19 protein-coding genes are annotated in these 20,434 nt (G+C 35.8%); 4 read left to right on the forward strand and 15 right to left on the reverse strand.

Features of this window, described 5'->3' with window-relative positions; translation table 11 throughout:
- Positions 1-115: 115 nt before the first annotated feature.
- Positions 116-568, reverse strand: a complete 453-nt coding sequence (secG, locus tag CER18_RS06305; protein ID WP_100129209.1) for a preprotein translocase subunit SecG — start codon at positions 566-568, stop codon at positions 116-118.
- 83 nt (positions 569-651) lie between these two features.
- The gene (gene tpiA / locus CER18_RS06310; RefSeq protein WP_100129210.1) at positions 652-1,416 is read right to left on the reverse strand and encodes a triose-phosphate isomerase; all 765 of its coding nucleotides are present in this window, start codon (positions 1,414-1,416) and stop codon (positions 652-654) included.
- 163 nt (positions 1,417-1,579) lie between these two features.
- Between tpiA and CER18_RS06315 the strand changes: the two genes are divergently transcribed.
- Entirely contained in the window at positions 1,580-3,469 is a 1,890-nt protein-coding gene (locus CER18_RS06315; RefSeq protein WP_100129211.1) for a peptidyl-prolyl cis-trans isomerase, read from the forward strand.
- Between the two features lie 877 nt (positions 3,470-4,346).
- On the opposite strand, the gene CER18_RS06320 is transcribed toward CER18_RS06315, so the two are convergent.
- The 11 genes from CER18_RS06320 to CER18_RS06365 all read right to left on the reverse strand — a co-directional run bounded on the left by CER18_RS06320 (position 4,347) and on the right by CER18_RS06365 (position 13,890).
- On the reverse strand, positions 4,347-5,207 hold the full coding sequence (locus CER18_RS06320; protein ID WP_100129212.1) for a phytoene/squalene synthase family protein: 861 nt from the start codon (positions 5,205-5,207) through the stop codon (positions 4,347-4,349).
- 861 nt (positions 5,208-6,068) lie between these two features.
- The gene (locus CER18_RS06325; protein WP_100129213.1) at positions 6,069-6,455 is read right to left on the reverse strand and encodes an Mth938-like domain-containing protein; all 387 of its coding nucleotides are present in this window, start codon (positions 6,453-6,455) and stop codon (positions 6,069-6,071) included.
- A 453-nt stretch (positions 6,456-6,908) separates the two neighbouring features.
- Complete coding sequence (gene yajC / locus CER18_RS06330; RefSeq protein WP_100129214.1) at positions 6,909-7,370, reverse strand: preprotein translocase subunit YajC; 462 nt, start codon at positions 7,368-7,370, stop codon at positions 6,909-6,911.
- Positions 7,371-7,754: 384 nt separating this feature from the next.
- Positions 7,755-7,994 (reverse strand): hypothetical protein, encoded by a 240-nt coding sequence (locus CER18_RS09900; protein WP_143242711.1) that lies wholly within the window; start codon positions 7,992-7,994, stop codon positions 7,755-7,757.
- A 319-nt stretch (positions 7,995-8,313) separates the two neighbouring features.
- Complete coding sequence (locus tag CER18_RS06335) at positions 8,314-9,495, reverse strand: M23 family metallopeptidase (protein ID WP_100129215.1); 1,182 nt, start codon at positions 9,493-9,495, stop codon at positions 8,314-8,316.
- A 169-nt stretch (positions 9,496-9,664) separates the two neighbouring features.
- The gene (locus CER18_RS06340) at positions 9,665-10,324 is read right to left on the reverse strand and encodes a protein-L-isoaspartate(D-aspartate) O-methyltransferase (protein ID WP_100129216.1); all 660 of its coding nucleotides are present in this window, start codon (positions 10,322-10,324) and stop codon (positions 9,665-9,667) included.
- A gap of 133 nt (positions 10,325-10,457) precedes the next feature.
- On the reverse strand, positions 10,458-11,735 hold the full coding sequence (gene serS / locus CER18_RS06345) for a serine--tRNA ligase (RefSeq protein ID WP_100129217.1): 1,278 nt from the start codon (positions 11,733-11,735) through the stop codon (positions 10,458-10,460).
- A gap of 75 nt (positions 11,736-11,810) precedes the next feature.
- A complete protein-coding gene (tatC, locus tag CER18_RS06350; RefSeq protein WP_100129218.1) occupies positions 11,811-12,593 on the reverse strand; it encodes a twin-arginine translocase subunit TatC in 783 nt (260 codons plus the stop codon).
- Positions 12,590-13,030: a twin-arginine translocase subunit TatB gene (locus tag CER18_RS06355; RefSeq protein ID WP_100129219.1), complete on the reverse strand. Its 441-nt coding sequence runs from the start codon at positions 13,028-13,030 to the stop codon at positions 12,590-12,592. The genes tatC and CER18_RS06355 overlap by 4 nt, the downstream gene beginning before the upstream one ends.
- Positions 13,031-13,084: 54 nt before the next feature.
- Positions 13,085-13,396: a twin-arginine translocase TatA/TatE family subunit gene (gene tatA, locus CER18_RS06360; RefSeq protein ID WP_100129220.1), complete on the reverse strand. Its 312-nt coding sequence runs from the start codon at positions 13,394-13,396 to the stop codon at positions 13,085-13,087.
- A gap of 275 nt (positions 13,397-13,671) precedes the next feature.
- On the reverse strand, positions 13,672-13,890 hold the full coding sequence (locus tag CER18_RS06365) for a hypothetical protein (RefSeq protein ID WP_100129221.1): 219 nt from the start codon (positions 13,888-13,890) through the stop codon (positions 13,672-13,674).
- Between the two features lie 627 nt (positions 13,891-14,517).
- Here CER18_RS06365 and CER18_RS06370 point away from each other — a divergent pair.
- The 3 genes from CER18_RS06370 (at position 14,518) to pgsA (ending at position 18,714) form a co-directional block, all read left to right on the forward strand.
- Entirely contained in the window at positions 14,518-15,381 is an 864-nt protein-coding gene (locus CER18_RS06370) for a 23S rRNA (adenine(2030)-N(6))-methyltransferase RlmJ (RefSeq protein ID WP_100129222.1), read from the forward strand.
- Positions 15,382-16,074: 693 nt separating this feature from the next.
- Positions 16,075-18,060, forward strand: a complete 1,986-nt coding sequence (gene uvrC, locus CER18_RS06375; protein ID WP_100129223.1) for an excinuclease ABC subunit UvrC — start codon at positions 16,075-16,077, stop codon at positions 18,058-18,060.
- Positions 18,061-18,132: 72 nt separating this feature from the next.
- Positions 18,133-18,714, forward strand: a complete 582-nt coding sequence (gene pgsA, locus CER18_RS06380; RefSeq protein ID WP_100129224.1) for a CDP-diacylglycerol--glycerol-3-phosphate 3-phosphatidyltransferase — start codon at positions 18,133-18,135, stop codon at positions 18,712-18,714.
- A gap of 306 nt (positions 18,715-19,020) precedes the next feature.
- On the opposite strand, the gene ndk is transcribed toward pgsA, so the two are convergent.
- A complete protein-coding gene (gene ndk, locus CER18_RS06385; protein WP_100129225.1) occupies positions 19,021-19,443 on the reverse strand; it encodes a nucleoside-diphosphate kinase in 423 nt (140 codons plus the stop codon).
- A gap of 393 nt (positions 19,444-19,836) precedes the next feature.
- Positions 19,837-20,434, reverse strand: a 598-nt coding sequence (locus CER18_RS06390; protein ID WP_143242712.1) for an autotransporter outer membrane beta-barrel domain-containing protein, incomplete at its 5' end; no start/stop codon positions are given.

A 20,434-nucleotide genomic window follows, 5' to 3' on the forward strand; every position in this document is an offset into this window, starting at 1 on the left:
CAATTTATAATAATTTTTCCAGCAAAAAATACAAAAAGAAACAGTTTTTCTTCTAAAATAAAATAAAAAAGGTGAAAAAATCACCTTTTTAAAAGCCTATATTTTCTTTAAAGAACTATTTTATACTGTTATCCGGAACTGCCTTTTCAAGAACCGGTGGAACTGGGGTTTCTATTTCAGGATTTGTGAGCGATTTTTGTTCCTGCGGAGAATCCGAAGTGCCCCCTAACTGTTCAAGAATAGAAGGTTGAGACCCACCATCTGATGATGGAACTGATTCTAAGCCTTTATTGGTAGAATTCTGCTCTGAATTAACCGGTATGCGTTTTAAAATATCAGAACTAGAATTTGATATACTTCCCACAACAGTAAGGGCAATGGAAACAACAAAAAAACAACAGGCTAAAATAGCTGTCAAACGTGTTAAAGGGTTTCGAGACCCACGGGTTTTCATCAACCCTGAGCTATTACTCACACCAAGCCCACCACCTTCTGAAGGTTGGATTAAAATCACCCCAACCAAAGTAATCACAATCAATAAATGAATAACAATAAGTACTGTTTGCATAAACCCTGCTCTTCAAATAACTCTTTCACGGTTATTTATACATAAATAACGCACAATCCAAGGGGAAAACTCAAATTTCTCTGCTATAATTTGCGACAAACATCGCAAATCGTTAAAAAATCAATTGCTTTTAAGCTGGCTCCACCGATCAAAGCCCCATTAACATGAGGAATGCTTAAAATCTCAAAGGCATTGGATGGCTTTACGGATCCACCATAAAGCAAACGTATCTTGTTCCCTTCATCACCAAAACGAAAGCACATCTTATCACGAATGAAATGATGCACTTTTGCAATATCTTCTGGAGTCGCCGTATTGCCAGTACCTATCGCCCAAATAGGTTCATAAGCGATAATGGTATTTTCTGCTGTTGCATCATCTGGTAAAGATTCTTCAAGCTGCTGCGCAAGAACGTCCAGCACTTTATTATTATTGCGCTCCTCCAATGTTTCACCAATACACACAAGAGCCACAAGACCTGCGCGCCACGCTGCCTGCACTTTAGCACAGACAATTGCATCATTTTCCCAGTACACTGTACGACGCTCCGAATGCCCAACAATAACGTGACTTGCTCCCGCTTCTTTAAGCATAAAAGCTGAAATATCTCCCGTATAAGGACCATGATCGTCAAAGTGACAATTTTGTCCTCCTAAAAGGAGATTTTCACCATTCAGCGTATCAGAAGCACGCGATAAAAGCGTTGCAGGAACACAAATGAGCGCTTCAAATAGATGACCGAAATCAGAGCTAACGCCTGTAGCAATAGCGCGCAATTCTCCAAGCGATTCTCTCGTTCCATTCATTTTCCAATTTCCAGCAAGAAAAGGCCGAATATTTGGAGACATATTTTCACCTCAAGAGCTCTTATAACACTTATAACACTTTATTTATTTGTAGTATCAAATTATAAAATGAAAGCAAGTCTTTAAAAGCTTGCATCTTTCGTCTCTTTATTGCAAATTCCACTCCTGCTTTGATAATAATTTATGTTTAAAATGGAATTGAACAATGCTTGACGTCATAAGAAGTGCTGCAAACTCTTGGATTTTCAGAATTTTCCTTGCTATTTTACTCTTATGCTTCATTCTCTTATGGGGAATACCACAGTTACACACAAAAAGTGAAAGAGATCTTATTACTTCTGGAAAGTCCATAGTCACTATCGACGATTATCGTCTCGCACTTGCCGATCAAAGCGCACGTTTAGCACAGGCTGCTCATCTTGGACGAATGTTTACACCAAATGAAATGCAGCAATACCGAATTCCCGCTTTTGTGTTTAATCAATTGCAACAAAATGTACTGCTTGATGAACAAGCCCGCAAAATGAAAATAAGTCTTTCAAAAGATACAATTGCTCATACGATTGGTTCTGATAAGATGTTTCAGATAAATGGTACTTTTAATAAAGATTTATTTTATAATTATCTCCAGCATTTACGGATCAGTGAAAGTGCTTTTCTTAATTATTACACAAAACAAGAAAAGCGTAACCAACTTATTGCAGCTTTATTTTCTGATATGAAAGCACCCGCTCTCTTTTATAAAGCACTTGCTCTTTATCAAGGAGAAAAGCGCAGCGCTGATTACCTCGTTATTGATCTTAAAGAAAAGCAAATAATTTCTGATCCTGATCACGAAACACTACAAAAATGGTTTGAAACACATCAAAGTGAATTTCGCACTCCGGAATACCGCACTGTCTCTTTGCTATCGATGGAACTTAATGACTTCGTAAAACCTAAAGATATCTCAACCGATGAGGCAAAAGCCTACTATACCCAAAATGCTTCACGTTTTGTAACGCCTGAAAAGCGTACATTCGAAGAACTGCGATTCCCCACACGCGAAGAAGCCGATAATGCAGCAAAAAAAATAGCCGATGGATTAAGTTTTGATGAACTTGTAAAAGCTGAAAAAAAGACTCTTAATGACATCAAAAAAGGGCCTCTTGCAGAAAATGAACTTCCTAATCATCTCGCATCTGAAATTTTTGAACTCCAACAAGGGCAAATCAGTTCTGTAATAAATGACTTACAGGGACCTGTTCTCATTCGCGTGACACGTATTGAACCTGCAAATTCTCTTCCTTTTGAAAGTGTCGAAGAAAATATTCGCCAAACACTTGCCAAAAATCGTGCGACTGATGATATCCGTAACACTTATGTAGCCATTGAAAATGCTCGTTTTGAGGGTGCTTCTCTCAAAGAGCTGGCTGACCAATACAAGTTAACTCTGCGCACAATTACCCTTGATAAAATGGGCAAAACGCTTGAAGGTAGAGTCCTTACGGATTTGCCTCAAAAAGATGCTTTACTCAATGCCATCTATCAATCAAATGAAGGAGTCGATCTTGATCCTCTCTCTTTTCAAAATGGTGGATATATCTGGTATAAGGTCGATAAAATTATTCCTGCCCGCGATAAAACACTGGAAGAAGCTAAGCTCGATGTTCTTTCTCAATGGAAAAGTAAGGAAATTCAACGCCTTCTTGATGAAAAAGCCCAAAATGCTCTCAAACAGCTCACAGAAGGAAAAAGTCTTGTTGACCTTGCACGGAAACTTGGTGTCACAAAACAAACAACGCCCCTCCTCCGACGTCAAGATCCCTCTGAACCCCTAGGTGTTGAAGGGGTTAAAGCATTATTTTCTGCTCCCCAAGGTCATTATGGCATCATAAAAGGTCCGGTTGCAACAAACCGCATCATTTATCAAATAAAGTCTGTAACAATGCCTAAAGATATTACGCCTCATACTCTTTCACCTGAGGTTCGGACCAATATAGATATGATGATAAGAGAAGATCTCAAGTTAGAAATGTTAGAAATTGCCAATAAAGAACATCCTTTGGAAATTAATAGCAAAAATTATAATCAGATCTTTAACGCTCTCCAATAAAAAGGGTGTACATAATTTAAAAAACTTATTTGATAGAGTTTTTATCAGCACTTCGTTTATCGTTGAAAAGGTAGAGGTGGTTCTCTGTTTTCTCATGTCCTAAGATCGGCATTATAATGAGCTCTCTGGCAAATCAATGTATGTGTCGATTTGCAAGAGAATAGTCAATGGATATGTGAAATCTGTTTTTTCAACGCAGTAAGTAATATTATCCATCCCAATTAAGCGATAAATTTCGCCTCTATTGTCATTATTTACAGCTCATCGTATTGCTCGCTCTTAATATTCATTCATAAAGAATCTTATTGCTTCTTCCTGAAATGATTTTCATTGACACACCCAACTCATGGAAAAAACCATTTTAAAATTCATTATAAACATGATGTAAAATGAGAAAATTTCTTCTCTTCAAGAATCTTATTCAATATGAGAAAAAATGATCATGATAAATCAATATTTTTTATATCATAACAGTTATCAATTATAGCTTCTATGGCTTCATCATTTTAATTTCTCAAAAATAAGCATTTTTTATAGACTTAATAGGTAGCTAAGATCACTTCTTCCATAATAAAATAGAAATTGCAAATAAGACGTGATAAATACATTCAACGCATTCAATATCAAAACTCTTCATTAAATGAACCAATGTATTAAGCTTTATCTTATGTTTTCCTTTCCAAGATAAGAGGTTGATTTATAATGATAATACAGCTTACTCATGCTGAATAAAGATCCTGCATACCGTAAGCTTCTTTTATTCCAAATCTGTTTATGATTGAATCAATCAAAAGCTCTCGCTTGCACGTTACAAGCGGGATTAGCGTTTGGATGAACATGAAAAAAAATCAGTCTAACTCTAACGTCGTCATATTCTTTATAATATCTTTGGAAAATTACCGCTTATTGCTGCTCTTGTTATCAACCAATAGCGATGTATCAATGGCAAAGTTGCACTTTCTTGAAAAATTGCAGCCCCCAACTGTAGGGCCTTTTGAACAGAAGCCGGTATAATGGCCAATGGAAGAAATGCTGGCTTAAGAGTTCTGGGTAAAGCACGAGAATATGCGTAAAATTTGCTATAATGATCGCGTGATAATGCGACCATAGCTTCAACAATCTGGCCTTTTTGTTGATCACTGAGATGATGAGAGTCTAAATCTTCTCTATTCACCCCTACAGCCTTCAACATATCAGTAGGTAAATAGTAGTGATATCGTGACTGCATGAATGATAAAAGACGCAATACACCGCTTAATCCTTGAGCAATTCCTCCACGTTCATAGATATCTGTAAAATCTTGTGCTGCATCAGGATCTAATATCTGACAAGAAAGCTGTAAAATTATGCTTGCTGTTTCACCACAATAATGCTCAAGATCATGAAGCGTTTCTATTGGGTTGTGGTAAAGATCTAAAATTTGTGCATCACAATACCGTAAAAAAGCTGTCTTAGGTAAATTAAAAAGAGTCATTGCTGCCAATAAATCACTCAAAATCGGATGACTTTCACTCGTTTGCATTTCACCATGCGCGATAGAATCATACCACCAGCGTAATCGTATTTCTCCGATGAATGGATCATGGACACTTTCACGAATACGAGAAATCTCAGCATTAAATGCGTAGAGAGCAGCCAATGCTTTGCGCTTTTTTTTAGGGGCAAATAAAACTGATATATAGCGATCACGATCTATGGTGCGTAAAATATCAAGACAATAAGGAAGAGAACCTATCATTCTATGAGCCTATTAACGTCCCTTTATTTAGCAATTAAATTAATATTCTCTTTTTATTCATATTAAAAAATGAGAAATAAGAAAATACAGCTCAGAAAATAAGATTTTTAAATGTGTCTCTTAATGAATGATGAATAAAGTTTTCTTTTTTGAGTACCTTTTCTTTTAAAAAAGAAAATTCTTTAAAATTCAATAAATCACTTTTTTGATAAAATTTATCTCATAAGATTTAAGCTTTTATTTGTAATAAAAACAGCTAAAACGAGCCGTAACATGCGTCATGAAACTTAGAACAACAGACAATGCAAAATGCTTTTTGATTGAACAGATAACAGTGCACTTTTATAGAAAATGTATTTATTACAAAAACTTAAATAAAATTATTGCTCCCTACCTGTCCCCTCAAAAGACAAAGCTTCCTACCCGTACCAGCCTGTCAAAAATCTCCAATTGCTCTTAACAAGAGCCCTACTACTCGTAATGAATTAATTTATAATACTAATTTTATCGTTTTATCTGTTGAATGAAAAACCCTAAGATTATATGACTCTCTTATTTTAAGTCTATTCTTTTTCGCGTCACACGCGGAGCGGGTATTTAGGTGCTCTTTAAAAAGGAATAAAAATGCCTCTTATGAATCGCCTCAAGTGCCAAAGACTTATCACTTTATGTGATACTCTAGATACTACAGACTAGCCCAATTCTGAATATTTGCTGCTGTATTTAAATACACTTAATGTATTAAGTTAGTGTATTATGTTCCTTATATTACCACCTTAAGCGACGGTATTTTTGGCACAGCACAATAATCACACTCGTCTTTTATGCTAAATGAGAGTATTTATTTTATTAAAAAATACTTTATTCTACCGCAAATAATAACGCTGCCACAGCGCGATCTTCAGCCAATAAAACATTAAATGTACGCACAGCTGCTCCCGTACCCATTGTATCAGATGAAATACGCTTTTCCCATAAAAGGATCCGTAACTCTTCAGGTAATCGTAATAATTCAGTTCCAGTACCTATTAATAAAACTTCAATCTCATTTGCTTCTTCTAAAACACGAGATAGATCCCCTTGAGTAGGAATAGGCCCTACCATATCAATGCCATAAATTCCTGATGGAACACAAATAATAGAGCCTCTATGAGACATATCAGCAAAACGAAACCCGCCATTTCCATAAGCATCAATAGGTGCACGACTTGGAAAATGTGCTTCACGAATTTGAATTGCATCGGACATGAATAAGCACCCTTTATTTTTGAAAATTCACTTGTCTTTTACTGTCCACTATAAAACTTAATCGTAATATAAACATTGATATGTTAACTATACGCCATCAGAATATTAATGGTAGAAATTTTTACTATAAAATCTTGATTGGATCATAAAAAAATATATGAGAAATTGGCAATAGACTGCGATTAAATGCTATACTTATTTACGTTTTTAAATTTTTCTCAACTTAATTGACTCAAAAATGAGAAACTTCTCTTTATAGAAATAAGGATATTGTTTAAAGAACAGAAAAATTTGCCGTAAATCCTCAAAATAAAGAAATATTTTAACCGTCTACAGAAAATAAAGACACCGTTCCCTATAGAAATTATAAAAGTTATTCCTCCTCATGAAATTGTCTTTATATCTCGATACTTTTTATAAAAATGCTGTTAAAATATAAATTACATTTATATTTTAAGATGCATCTTCTTTATTTTCCTTTGATATAGCTTTTTTCTCTTTAGCAATACTCACTTTTTCTTTCTTTGTCGTCTTAGAATTAGACTTTTTTGGTGTTTTTGCTGTAGCATTAAGCTTCGATTTTTTTTCTGCAACCGGCTCACCTTTAACGCGCACATCAGCTAATGTTGAGCGAATAACACGAATATTCATATTCTCACCGATTTCAACCTCTACTTCACCACTCTCGTCGTGAACCTTCGTAACCTTGCCGATAATACCACCACCCGTTATAACTGTGTCCCCGCGACGTACTGCATTAAGCATTTCCTGTCGTTTTTTCATTTGTGCACGCTGTGGACGAATGATAAAAAAATACATAATTGCAAAAACTAAAATGAATGGGACAGCGTTAACAAATGAAATTCCACTGGAAACATCGCCTGCAACTTGAGCATAAGCGTTCGTACTAAACATTTTTATCTCCTATAGTTAAATTTCAGGGATTTCCCACTCTTATTTCCCACTCTATTAAAATAAAATTCCGATTCAGAAAAAATTATCTCAAGAATTTATCATAAAAAGTGATGACGAGATAATGTAATCTCAGCTTCATAAAAATGCAATAAATCCTTAAGAGATAGAATACAATAAGAAAAATCTTTAAAAAACAGATTTATTTCTCTCTATTATATATCCTACACGAAAAGCCCGCTTACTCAATAAATGATACAAAAAAAAATCTAATGGAAAAACTTTAATTTATAGAGATAATCCATCATTTTTAATTGTCGAATGATAGAGCTAAATACCGTAAAACGCTCTCATTTCAAACCCTTTTAATGAATCAAAATGATTTTCTTACACATCATACCTGTGAAATAAACATGAAGATAAAAACTCTTTATGATAAGAAACCAAATATCTCTTCTCATGCCCCCTCTCAAATGCAAAAGAAGTTGGAACATTATGCGCTGCAAAATAGTACGATGCTATTATCTTATACTTCATAAACACAAAGATGATAATATCTAATAAAATCAACCAACGCACTGCTCTTCTAAACCAACGGTTTTCTGCTATCACATTAATATTAGACATGAGCAAACACCTTTCAATGATCGAGCATTAAAGTGTATGAAGCATGTCACTACTTTATTACAATTACATATGAACAGCTTTAAAAGAAAAAACAACACCACAGATTGATTATTTGACTCCTTTAGCATCGTTTGGTGTCTTGAATCATCTACAAGGGAAAATCGATCAGAAAGATCATGTTATTGCAGAATTAGTTCCGAAAATAGAAGCTTGAGAAAATTTAAAACGTTCTGATGAGTGTTATTGATTTGAGAAAATAAATTTTTTCATGAAATTTCTATAAACTATAAGACTATTCAAATTAAACATCATCAATAAATTAGTTTTCTAAATATTTAAGAGGATCAACCGGTAATGAATTCTTACGCATCTCAAAATAGACCCGTGGCGTTTTAACATTTCCTGAAACACCCGACTTAGCAATCTCATCACCACGTCTTATCCTTTGTCCTTTGTTAACAACAAGCTTACTATTACATCCATAAATAGTGATAATATTATTTTCATGTCGAATCATAACAACATTACCCAGCTCTTTTAATCCATCTCCCGCATAAATAACGACACCATTTTCTGATGCCTTTACCGATGATCCTTCAGGCACAGCAATGTCTATTCCTCGATTCAGTACTGTCCCTTTTTTTTGACCAAATTGGCTTAATAAACGCCCCCGTACTGGCCAACGCATCTTAGAAATTCCTGTGGCTTGCGGCGTCTTAATATTATCTGTATTCGTAACAGTACTTGATAAATCAGATTCATGGTTCAATTGCATCATCTGTTGAGAAGAGTTTTTTTCAGAATTTGACCTGTTCACCTGTGGAGAAGGTGGTGGTGTTACAGGAGCTTTGTATATAGGAGAGGCCTTCTTGTTCTTTATAGAAGACATCACTTGAGATTGAGATGAAGATTCTGCTGTTGACGCTGGCCAGTCGTTACGACTGGGCGCTTTTGAAGTTGCTAATGTACGCCTGCTTGGTAGCACAAGAACCTGACCGATATAAAGGGAATTGCTGTTTATACCATTTGCTGATTTTAATGCCTCAACACTAACCCCTACTTGCCGTGCAATACTGAGAAGTGTATCTCCACTCTGGACAATATAAGAGTTCTGCCGAAAAATAGGAGAGTTATCCATTTGTGAACGGGAAAGTGTTCCAAGATTCCGTGGAGGAACCCCCATGACGCGACCATCAGAAGAAGCACCCCTACCTTGTTGTGGAGAATTATAGGGGGAATTATCATCGATCCACGAATCATTACTTGCTTCCACAGGTGGTAATTCAGTGCTTTGTATCATATCTCCACCGTACGATAGCATTCTCGGATCTGTAGACATAGAGTTCGATATATTTGATTGAGGTGATACCGTATGATGAGAAAAAATATTGGAAAAACGTTGTGTACCAGAACTACAACCAGCAACAATAGTTGCCACCGCTAAAAAAGTTATTTTCTGAAAATTATGCCGGAAAATATTATTCAAAACTTTTAAACACATCGTTTTGCTCACTCATCAATACTCAACTCACTCTATTAAAGCTTTTTTAAATTACCGAAGGGTTAAAACGAGATGTTTTATTCATAAATATCTTCAATTAAGATCAAAATGAATTTAAATAAAAAATCAAAAAGTGAAATAATTTGCGCTATTTCTTAAATTTTAAAAATTAAAGCATCTCCGCAATACCTTTAATAAAAGGTTGATAACGCACTTTAAACAGTTCTAAACACTCAAATCGACACCCAATTTTTGTATAGCGCGTTACCGTTTGTACTCCTTCATCAGGTCCTATCGCCTGAATGAGAATTCCATTTTCAGCTAAAAGTTCTAAAAATTCTTTGGGTTCATCAGAACGTGATGGCCAAATAAGAATGCGATCAAATGATCCCAAACCTGTCACACTATGACTTCCATCAATCTGTCGTATAACAATATTTTCAATACCCAAAGTTTGAAATTTTTGACAAGCCAAATCAACAAGCGTTTTATAGCGATCAACCGTTGTCACACGGTCACTCAGACACGCTATAAGAGCCGTACAAAAGCCAGAGCCTGTACCAATTTCTAAAACACGATGCTTTTTTTTCAATGAGAGTGCCGAAAGAATCAAGAGTTGTTCTTCCAAACGTTCCATATATTCACCACACTCAAGAGGAATAACTTTATTATCATAAGCACTATTAAACCACGGAGCAGAAACAAACTGTTGACGTGGAATTTTCTCTAATGCCGAAAAAAATCGCACGTCATCAATGCCTTTACTACGCATTTTTAGTACAAGAGCAGCCAACTCCTCACGAAATTGTAAAATACCCTTTTGCCCCATAGTATCATTCACTCTCTAATGGAAGTGCACTTTATCGTCCCAACAAACCGCCTCTCTTAAAATGGCGAAACCTTGGCGTTTGCATACCTTGACCTCTTTGCAACAAATGCATATTGTCTCTCCTTTCGCAAAATTAAGCACTAATACAACGCATGCCTCCCATATAGGGTTGTAAAACATCAGGAACAATAATTGAGCCATCAGCCTGTTGATAATTTTCAAGCACAGCAATAAGACAACGGCCAACAGCGGTACCAGAACCATTAAGGCTATGAACAAAATGCAATTTTTTATCGCCTTCTTTACGATAACGAGCATTCATACGTCGACCTTGAAAATCTCCACAAACTGAACAGCTAGAAATTTCACGATAACAGCCTTGGCCAGGAAGCCAAACCTCGATATCATAAGTTTTACGTGCTGCAAACCCCATATCCCCCGTAGAAAGAACCACTGTGCGAAAAGGCAAACCGAGTCGTTTTAATATATCTTCTGCACATTCCGTCATACGTTCCAATTCAGTAAGAGACTGCTCTTCACTGGTAATCGAGACCATTTCTACCTTCCAAAATTGATGCTGACGCAACATACCACGTGTATCACGACCAGCAGCTCCCGCCTCTGAACGAAAACAGGGAGATAAAGAAGAAAATCGCAGTGGCAAATCTGATATTTCAAGAATTTCATCGTTGACCAAGTTGGTTAATGGCACTTCTGCTGTAGAAATAAGCCATCGACCATCTGTTGTTTGAAAAAGATCTTCAGCAAACTTCGGCAATTGAGCTGCTCCATAAACAATCTCATCACGAACAAGAAGAGGCACAGAAACTTCTGTATAACCATGCTCATTGACATGCACATCAAGCATAAATTGTCCCAATGCACGTTCTAGCCGAGCTAACGCTCCTGAAAGCACTGTAAAACGTGTTCCAGACAAACGACTAGCGCGCTCAAAGTTCATCTGCTTGAGAGCTTGACCAAGATCAAAATGCTCCTTTGGTGTAAAATTAAACGTTGGAGGTGTACCAAAATGTCGAATGACGACATTATCACTTTCATCTTTACCTTCTGGAACATCATCTAATGGAATATTGGGAAGTGCTGAAAGAATTTTTTCAAGACTTTCCGTCAGCTGTTTTTCTTCCGCTGTTGCAGAAGAAAGAAAGGCTTTAAGCTCTTCAACTTCCGCTCTAAGGCGTTCAGCCATTTGTTGATTAGATACAGATAAAGCTTGTCCTATCTCCTTTGAAACCGCATTGCGACGTTCCTGCGCCAATTGTACCCTAGCAACATGTGACCGGCGTGCAAGATCAAGTTGTATTAACCTTTCAGCTTGTGGCTCAAGACCTCTACTTACGAGCGCTTTATCTAATTTCTCAGGATTTTCGCGAATCCACTTAATATCAAGCATAAAAATTCCTCATTATATTCTTTTATTCTATATTGTTTTYAYTYATTTCTYATCGCRTAAGAYTACACATTTTTCTTAAGCKGAYTTTCTTCTCTTTTCTATACCGTAAGCAATTAAAATTGAGACCTCGTAAAGCGCTATTGTTGGTAAAGCTACTGCAAACATCGTAAAAAAATCCGACGGTGTTATCATTGCAGCAATGATAAAAGAGAGCAGAATAGCCCATTTTCGTTTAGATACCAAATCATGAGATGTTAAAAGTCTAACTTTTGTTAAAAGGCTGATGACAAGAGGCAATTGAAAAATCAAACCAAAAATAAGGATAAACGACGTCATAAAACCCAAATAATCAGAAATACGCACTATAAACTCTATTTTTAAATGAGCATCTGGAAGAAATTGTTGAGAAAGGCTAAACCATAGTATTACGGGTGCCAAAAGAGCATAAACAAATGCTCCTCCAATACAAAATAAAATAGGGCCAGCAATAAGAAAGGGTAAAAAAGCCATGCGCTCATTTTTATAAAGGCCTGGTGCAATAAAACTATAAAATTGAAAAGCCATATAGGGAAAAGATAAAATAATTCCCCCAAAGGCAGCAAGTTTTATCTTTGTTAAAAAAGTTTCCCAGACTTGCGTTGATTGCAAACGAATACTCTCAGGATACCCTCCTGCTATTTTCATTGCCCACTGATACGGCCATAGTAAAAAATTTAAGATATAATCTTTAACAAGAAAACACATCATAAAAGCGATTATAAATGCAACCAAGGCAGAAATAATTCGCTGACGAAGTTCAATGAAATGTTCTAAAAGGGGCGCCATATTGGCATCAACCTCATCTTTTTCTACATTCATGCCACATCTTCTTTTTCTTTATCTTTAGGAGAAACAGAAATGCTTTCAGAATGATGAGAAGCTATAGAGACTGCCCTATCCTTCTTGATTGCCTTTTGATCACATTCCAAAATTTCTTTATCTTTTTTTGATTTATGATGTGTTGCCTTAACATCCAAATTATCATGGATATCCTCTAATGTATTTTGAATGGGCTCAAAAGTTTCTGCCAACTTCTTACTTGAATCATTAATATCCGAAGATGTTTTTTGCCAATCATCGCGCTCGATTTGTTTTATTACATCATCAAACTGGTAACGAAGTTCATTTGCTGTTGCAGATACATACGCCCTCACCTTTGCTATTGTCTTGAGTATTTTAGGTAAATCTTTCGGCCCAATGACAATAATGAGAACAAGTAAGATCACGACAAGCTCTGGTCCATCAATCCCAAACATCGCTTATACTCGACTTTCTCATGAAAAATAATGCGCAATGTGATAAAGTTTTTGTTATTTGACACGCTGTTTTTTAGCAACAGATGCCTTGCCTCCTTTAGAGTCAGACGAAGCCTTCCTGCGTGTTGCGGCACGTTTTACCGATAATGGCTGAGATTGTTGAGATTCTCCATTAATTACTTGAGAAGTATCAGCCATTTCAACCTTATCCTCAATGTTCTCCTCTTCTTCCTTCATATTCTTTTTAAAAGCTTTAATTCCTTTAGCAACATCGCCCATTAATTCAGAAACTTTACCACGCCCGAAAAGCACTAAAATAAGCAATAAAATTATAATTAAATGCGCTGGTGAAAAAATATTACCCATTACTCTCTCTAACTCTATGCTTTTAAATTTTATCTCACTTATTCATGCTTTCTTTGAAGAAGATATCAAATATCGTATACTCCTTATATATTTTTTTCTCACCTTAAAAACAATCACACGTTTTTAATGTAAAGGGCATAAATGAACTTCTATCCTCTCATCTCTTTTTAGGGTATTGTAGCACAAACCATTCAATAACGATAAAGCACTTCATACAAAGTTCAAAAAGACTTAAAAGTTTTTCTAAAGAAACTTCATATGCTCTCTTGGACTGCTCATCTTCCTGCAAATACTGTATCCAATGTCTTTCCTTTTAAAAACGGTATCGTACATGAAATTGCAAATATCTCTTCCAAATCAACTTTACCAATGAGAATAATATCATAACTTTCTACAAAAAATTTACACGTATTTAAAAATTTTTCCCAAATTATATTCCCTGAAAGAGTTTTCTTTAACACATAATCGAACATTAAAGTTGCCTCAGCACTCATCTCTTGCGAATAACATTTTCAACAATTCTTTGCGTTCCAAGAATCCTGTTATCGATTATTTCGTAAACAATAGAAAATATGATCGTCGTCAATCAATCAGTCAAATTTTTAAAAATGCAATATCATATTTTTTAATATTAAGCGCGATACCGCAATATGGACTCACTAAAAACGCGCATTAGACAACATTTGTGCCGTGTGATCCATATCTGAGAATACGTTTTATCAACGCGTAAAATGTATTAGCTTGTAAGAATCATCCACTTATATATCACAAACAAGATTAGCATAGAGAGATAAAAATTATTAAAATAACTCTTATAGATCAGCTCAAGTGTCAAGCAAGCTAACCAACAAGTCGCAATATTAAGGGATATGATGATGCCTGCTTTCATTGTTGTTCACTAAGGAGTTTCCGTTGAAATGTTTGCCCTCCTCCTGTTCAACTTCCATATAAAAGATTTAAAACCCTAATGAATAAATGCTCCCATAACATTAATATTTTATATGTAATATTTTTTTGATGAGAATCTTTTTTAACTTCTACAAGAAAATTTTTATAGATATCAATTCTATTATTCTATGCTAATAATCTGATACAATTATCCATATGATAGAGTTTCCTCCATGAATTATCGGCATATTTATCATGCTGGCAATTTTGCTGATGTTTTTAAACACATTATTGTCACACGCATTGTAGAATATCTCAAACGCAAAGAAAAAGCTTTTCGCGTTATAGATACGCATGCTGGTATTGGTATTTATGACCTTTCTTCTTTAGAAGCCCATAAGACAGGAGAATGGCGCGAGGGTGTGCAACGAATTTTTTCAAAACCTATTCCAGAAGATTTAAGAGCACTCCTTTGTCCATGGTATGATATCATTGATACCCTCAATAAAGGAAAAAAAGAAATTGTATTTTATCCTGGATCTCCTGTTCTTATTCGTCAGCTATTACGGAAACAAGATCGCCTCACCGCAATAGAATTGCACAATGAAGATTATCACAGTTTAGCAAAAAATTTTTCTGGTGATTATCAGACAAAAGTTCTGCATTTGGATGGTTGGCTTTCCTTAAATGCTCATTTACCACCAAAAGAAAAACGTGGGTTTATCCTTGTTGATCCTCCCTTTGAAAAAACTGGAGAATTTTCCCGCCTTATTGAAGGATTAATGAAAGCCTATCGCCGTTTTTCTGGAGGAATCTATGCTTTATGGTATCCTGTTAAATATGACAAAGAAATTGAAAGTTTTCTTCACGCGCTTTATCAAACAGGAATTCCTAAAATTTTACAGCTTGAAATGCGTGTCCGAAAAAATTCAAGTCTCCCTAAAATGAATGGAAGTGGGATGATCATTATCAATCCTCCCTATCTTTTGGAAGAAGAAATAAAAAAACTCTCTCCCTTTCTTATCAACCGTCTTGGACAAGATGAAAATGCTCAAATAACCCATAAGTGGCTTCAAAAAGAACATCTATTAAATTAGATCTCCTCTCATATTTTCCCTTAAAATACCCTTTTCTAAAATACAAAGGCAGCAAGATTTCATTACTTTTTAGATGATATCAACACATAATATAGTCATGGTAAGCTTATAACTATTGCGTGAATCATGAAACAATAAAGCTATTGAGCATCACCCTCTTGATACCTCATAAAAGAGGCAATTTGGTATTATCGTACATTTTTTCAGGCAATATTTGTTGGCACTTGAAACAGCGTATAAGAGGAATTTTTAGTCCTTTCTTTATAGTTTTAGCCACGCAGCTCTCCCCGCTTGTAACATGCAAGAGATATGGCTTTGATTAATTTAATACGGAATAGGTTTAGAATGAAAGAACCTCACGCTATTCAGGAATTTAACTCAATGTCAATAATGATAAATTATCTTTATAAACTAATATTTATTTCGTAATTATTTTTTCTTTTAGAAAGTTTATCCTTTTATCATCATGGATTTCTTATTCCAATCATTTGTAATGAATCAATGGAGCGTGTTCATAAAGCTGTCTTAAATAACAGCTCTCATATTTTTTATGAAAGATAGACACTCTAAAATCAGACTCTTATGCTATAATGTGTTATTGATGGACAAAAACTATTAAAGATATAAATAATTATTATTTAATAAAAAAGAATATTTAATAGAGTAAACAAAAAGCATTTCTTGATAAACGGAATGAGCCTGCAAAATAATACAAATTATCCAAAAAATAGACGAGAAAAGCTTTCTTTTCTCTCTAGCCTTACATGGAATAATGCTCCTCAAAGCAATGAGAAAAATCAATTCCAAGGTGTCAAATTTATACAAGAATTTGTTAAACACCTTCCGCATAAGCCAGGGGTTTACCGGATGATTGGTGAAAATGGTGATATTCTCTATGTTGGCAAAGCCCGTAATCTCAAAAAACGCGTTTCAAACTATGCACGTGAACAAGGACACAATAATCGTATTACCCGCATGATTCGTGCAACATATCATATGGAATTTATCGTTACCCATACAGAGACAGAAGCACTCCTTTTAGAAGCAAATCTCATCAAAAGATTGCATCCCCATTTTAATGTATTACTCCGTGATGATAAAAGCTTCCCTTATATTATGATTACAAATGATCATCGAGCACCTGCACTTTACAAACATCGTGGTGCTCGAACACAAAAAGCGCATTATTTTGGACCTTTTGCTTCTGCTGGTGCTGTGACACAAACAATTCATGTTTTACAACGCGCTTTTTTATTACGGACCTGTACCGATACAGTTTTTGAAAACCGTACACGTCCCTGTTTACTTTATCAAATTAAGCGATGTTCTGCACCTTGTACCTATGAAATTAATGATAGTGATTATAAAGAACTGGTAAGAGAAGCAAAAGCGTTTCTTTCGGGAAAAGATCAATCTGTTAAAAATGATATGGTTCAAGCTATGCATAAAGCCGCAGAAAATCTTGATTTTGAACAAGCTGCTTCCTATCGTGACCGCTTATCAGCCCTTTCCCATATACAAAGCCATCAAGGTATTAATCCTCAAACGATAAAAGAAGCCGATGTCTTTGCAATTGCGCAAAAAGAGGGAATGACCTGTATCCAAGTGTTCTTTTTTCGCATGGGACAAAATTGGGGAAACCGTGCCTATTTTCCTAAAGCAGATCCCTCTTTTTCTCGTACTGAAATTTTGGCGAGTTTTCTCACCCAATTTTACGATGATAAACCCCTTCCCAAAAGCATCCTTTTATCTGAAGAACTTGAAGAAAAGACACTTCTTACAGAAGCATTGAATCTCAAAGCAAATCACAAGGTATCTCTCTCTTTACCCAAGCAAGGAGAACGGAAAAAGCTTGTTAATCACGCCTATCTCAATGCTCATGAAGCCCTTGAACATAAGCTTTCTGAAACAATTACCCACACAAAACTGCTTCAAGGACTTGCTGAAACATTCCAACTCCCTTTCCCTCCGCGCCGTATAGAAGTCTATGACAATTCTCATATTATGGGAACAAATTCTGTAGGTGCTATGATTGTGGCTGGTCAAATGGGATTTGTTAAAAATCAATATCGAAAATTCAACATTCGCTCAACAGATATAACGCCTGGCGATGATTTTGGCATGATGAAAGAAGTCATTAAACGAAGATTTACACGCCTTATCAAAGAGCATGATTTGCCAAATAAAAATCATGATATACACAATCAAGAGAATGATCTTTTTCCTATTTGGCCTGATCTTATCTTAATCGATGGTGGTGAAGGACAAATCAACAGTGTGCATACAATACTTACTGAATTACAATTAAATAACCTGATCACAGTTGTTGGAATCGCTAAAGGTGTTGACCGTCATGCAGGATGTGAACGATTTTTTATAAAAGGTACCCCTCCTTTTACACTTCCCCCCCGTGATCCTATCCTCTATTTTTTACAACGTCTGCGTGATGAAGCACATCGTTTTGCCATTGGAACGCATAGAATAAAACGAAAAAAAGCAACATTCAAAAATCCACTTGATGAAATTGAAAATATCGGTCGGACAAGAAAACGTGCGTTACTGCACCATTTTGGAAGTGCCAAGGCTGTTGCTGATGCCTCACTTGAAGATTTGAAAAAAGTTACAGGAATCTCTGTCACAATTGCACAAAAAATTCATAACCATTTTCACGAAAAATAGGCTTGTTTCATCACCTTAGCCTTGTTACTTTTAGGGGATATATTCTCTTTCACAAGAATTAAAAATAGCTCTATGAAAAATCATACTTTTTCTTTTCCAAATCTTTTAACTTATGCACGAATTGTTGCAGTCCCAATGGTTGTTGCCTGCTTTTTTGTAGAAGGACGCCTACAATCTAGTGATATCGCACGCTGGATTGCCGTTTCCATTTTTGTCATTGCATCCATTACTGACTTTCTTGATGGTTACCTTGCCCGTATTTGGGAACAAACATCCAATATTGGTCGCATGCTAGATCCAATTGCCGATAAACTTCTCGTTTCTGCCTGCTTGCTCTTGCTTGCAGCAGACAGTACCATTGCGGGATGGACTCTATGGGCTGCCATTATCATTCTTTGCCGAGAAATTCTTGTATCAGGATTACGTGAATATTTAGCTGAATTAAAAGTGAGCGTTCCGGTCTCTCGTCTTGCAAAATGGAAAACTTTTGTACAAATGATCGCTATTATCTTTCTTTTAGCAGGACCAGCGGGTAACAAAATTTTCTCCTACACAGTAGAGTTTGGCATTACTATGCTATGGATTTCTGCCCTTCTTACATTGTGGACAGGATGGGATTATTTTCGCGCAGGTTTAAAACACGTCATCTCATGAAACCGTCTCTTGATTTGTAATGATAACCTCTCTTCCTGCCACTTAAACAAGAAAAGAGTGACCCTAAACCTACGTATTTCAAATCTATTGACGATGAATCAACTAAAACACTTCTTTTGCCCATCACAAACGAAATTAGCGTACAGATAAAAACTTTTCAAGAAAACAGTAGCTCTTGCAAAAACAGTTGCAATACTAAAAGCGGAAAAAACAGCGATCTACATATCTATCAAAGAGATCTATAATCTTGTAAATAAAAACCCAAAACATACTGTTTCGGGTTTTTGTTTTTTATTGTCGCTTTTATTAACCAACAATTTCTACCTCAGAAAACCAAAAAGTGATTTCTGTTTGTGCCGTTTCAATACTATCGGATCCATGGACGGAATTTTCACCGATTGACAAAGCGTGAACCTTACGAATTGTTCCTTCTTCTGCATCACTAGGATTTGTAGCACCCATCACTTCACGGTTTTTAGCTATTGCGTTTTCTCCTTCCAAAACCTGTACAACTGTTGGACCAGAAGACATAAATTCAACCAATTCACTAAAAAAAGGGCGTTCTTTATGAACAGCATAAAAATTTTCAGCCTCACGCTTGCTCATCCACACACGTTTAGATGCAATAACACGCAACCCTGCATCCTCAAGCATTTTCGTAATTGCGCCCGTCAAATTACGACGCGTTGCATCCGGTTTAATCATCGAAAAAGTACGCTCTAAAGCCATTTACTCACCTTTGTTTCATTTATAATATTCTCTGACTATTTCTATAGCGAGCAAGCAGCCCTTTGCCAAGTGACTCTACAAAAATCTACACAAATTCTCAAAAATATAGAATAAATTATAAAAAAGACTTCAATACAATAGATATATCTGCAATTGCTTCTCTCATCATAACATGCGCTCCCGCCTCTAAATATTCAACTCCTTTTATATTCCTCAATGCTTCCCATCAAAATGGCCCTTTAAGCAATAAAAAATTATAAGAAAAAAATAACACGTAAAAAATATATACCTTTTATGAAAGCCTTCTTCTTTAAAGAAGACGGATCTAGACAGGTCGTATCTAGGTTTAAAAATCCCCTCACACACTGAAATCAATCAAAAAATATCCCTATATTAGAAACTATAACGTACCCCTATAATGCCCTGAAGAGACTGTTTTGTTTTACGCCCTTTAATATAATGCGCCTCACCATAAAACTTCAACTTCTCACTCACTAAACTGCTGAAACCTATCCCTAATTTACCCGCATTCCCTGATAAGTCCGTGGTAAAGGGATGTTGGTGATTAATCAACGTTTGATTGTCATCTTTATGCTCTCGCAACCACGCTGCCGTAATATATGCAAGGGATGAAGAAGCCATACGAGAGCCAAATTCATACCCTAAAGATAAACCAACCTCACTGCGTAATGAAGTGAAGGGACGCAGCTCACCTAYCATGTCATTCGATAACTTAATTTCCTTATCCTCAACTTTYAACCATGTAAACTGTCCATAAGGCTGTAACCAACTGCTCTTCGACGTCTGAAGTCGATAACCGGCTTCAAAGGAAGTTCCAACAGCCCATTGCGTATAACTGCCTTCAATCCCTAATCCATTCGTTGAAACCGCCTTTAGGGTATTTTGATAATGATTATATTTTAAAATACTATCGAGATACCATCCACTATGATCCAAATAACTGACATAAGCGCCAATGCCATAACTATTG

The sequence above is a fragment of the Bartonella tribocorum genome, assembly GCF_002777915.1.
Taxonomy (GTDB): domain Bacteria; phylum Pseudomonadota; class Alphaproteobacteria; order Rhizobiales; family Rhizobiaceae; genus Bartonella; species Bartonella tribocorum_A.

Coding starts and splice junctions, on each gene's coding strand:
- secG (WP_100129209.1), bottom strand. CDS start 568: ATGCAAACAGTACTTATTGTTATTCATTTATTGATTGTGATTACTTTG.
- tpiA (WP_100129210.1), bottom strand. CDS start 1,416: ATGTCTCCAAATATTCGGCCTTTTCTTGCTGGAAATTGGAAAATGAAT.
- CER18_RS06315 (WP_100129211.1), top strand. CDS start 1,580: ATGCTTGACGTCATAAGAAGTGCTGCAAACTCTTGGATTTTCAGAATT.
- CER18_RS06320 (WP_100129212.1), bottom strand. CDS start 5,207: ATGATAGGTTCTCTTCCTTATTGTCTTGATATTTTACGCACCATAGAT.
- CER18_RS06325 (WP_100129213.1), bottom strand. CDS start 6,455: ATGTCCGATGCAATTCAAATTCGTGAAGCACATTTTCCAAGTCGTGCA.
- yajC (WP_100129214.1), bottom strand. CDS start 7,370: ATGTTTAGTACGAACGCTTATGCTCAAGTTGCAGGCGATGTTTCCAGT.
- CER18_RS09900 (WP_143242711.1), bottom strand. CDS start 7,994: ATGTCTAATATTAATGTGATAGCAGAAAACCGTTGGTTTAGAAGAGCA.
- CER18_RS06335 (WP_100129215.1), bottom strand. CDS start 9,495: ATGTGTTTAAAAGTTTTGAATAATATTTTCCGGCATAATTTTCAGAAA.
- CER18_RS06340 (WP_100129216.1), bottom strand. CDS start 10,324: ATGGGGCAAAAGGGTATTTTACAATTTCGTGAGGAGTTGGCTGCTCTT.
- serS (WP_100129217.1), bottom strand. CDS start 11,735: ATGCTTGATATTAAGTGGATTCGCGAAAATCCTGAGAAATTAGATAAA.
- CER18_RS06355 (WP_100129219.1), bottom strand. CDS start 13,030: ATGTTTGGGATTGATGGACCAGAGCTTGTCGTGATCTTACTTGTTCTC.
- tatA (WP_100129220.1), bottom strand. CDS start 13,396: ATGGGTAATATTTTTTCACCAGCGCATTTAATTATAATTTTATTGCTT.
- CER18_RS06365 (WP_100129221.1), bottom strand. CDS start 13,890: ATGAGTGCTGAGGCAACTTTAATGTTCGATTATGTGTTAAAGAAAACT.
- CER18_RS06370 (WP_100129222.1), top strand. CDS start 14,518: ATGAATTATCGGCATATTTATCATGCTGGCAATTTTGCTGATGTTTTT.
- uvrC (WP_100129223.1), top strand. CDS start 16,075: ATGAGCCTGCAAAATAATACAAATTATCCAAAAAATAGACGAGAAAAG.
- pgsA (WP_100129224.1), top strand. CDS start 18,133: ATGAAAAATCATACTTTTTCTTTTCCAAATCTTTTAACTTATGCACGA.
- ndk (WP_100129225.1), bottom strand. CDS start 19,443: ATGGCTTTAGAGCGTACTTTTTCGATGATTAAACCGGATGCAACGCGT.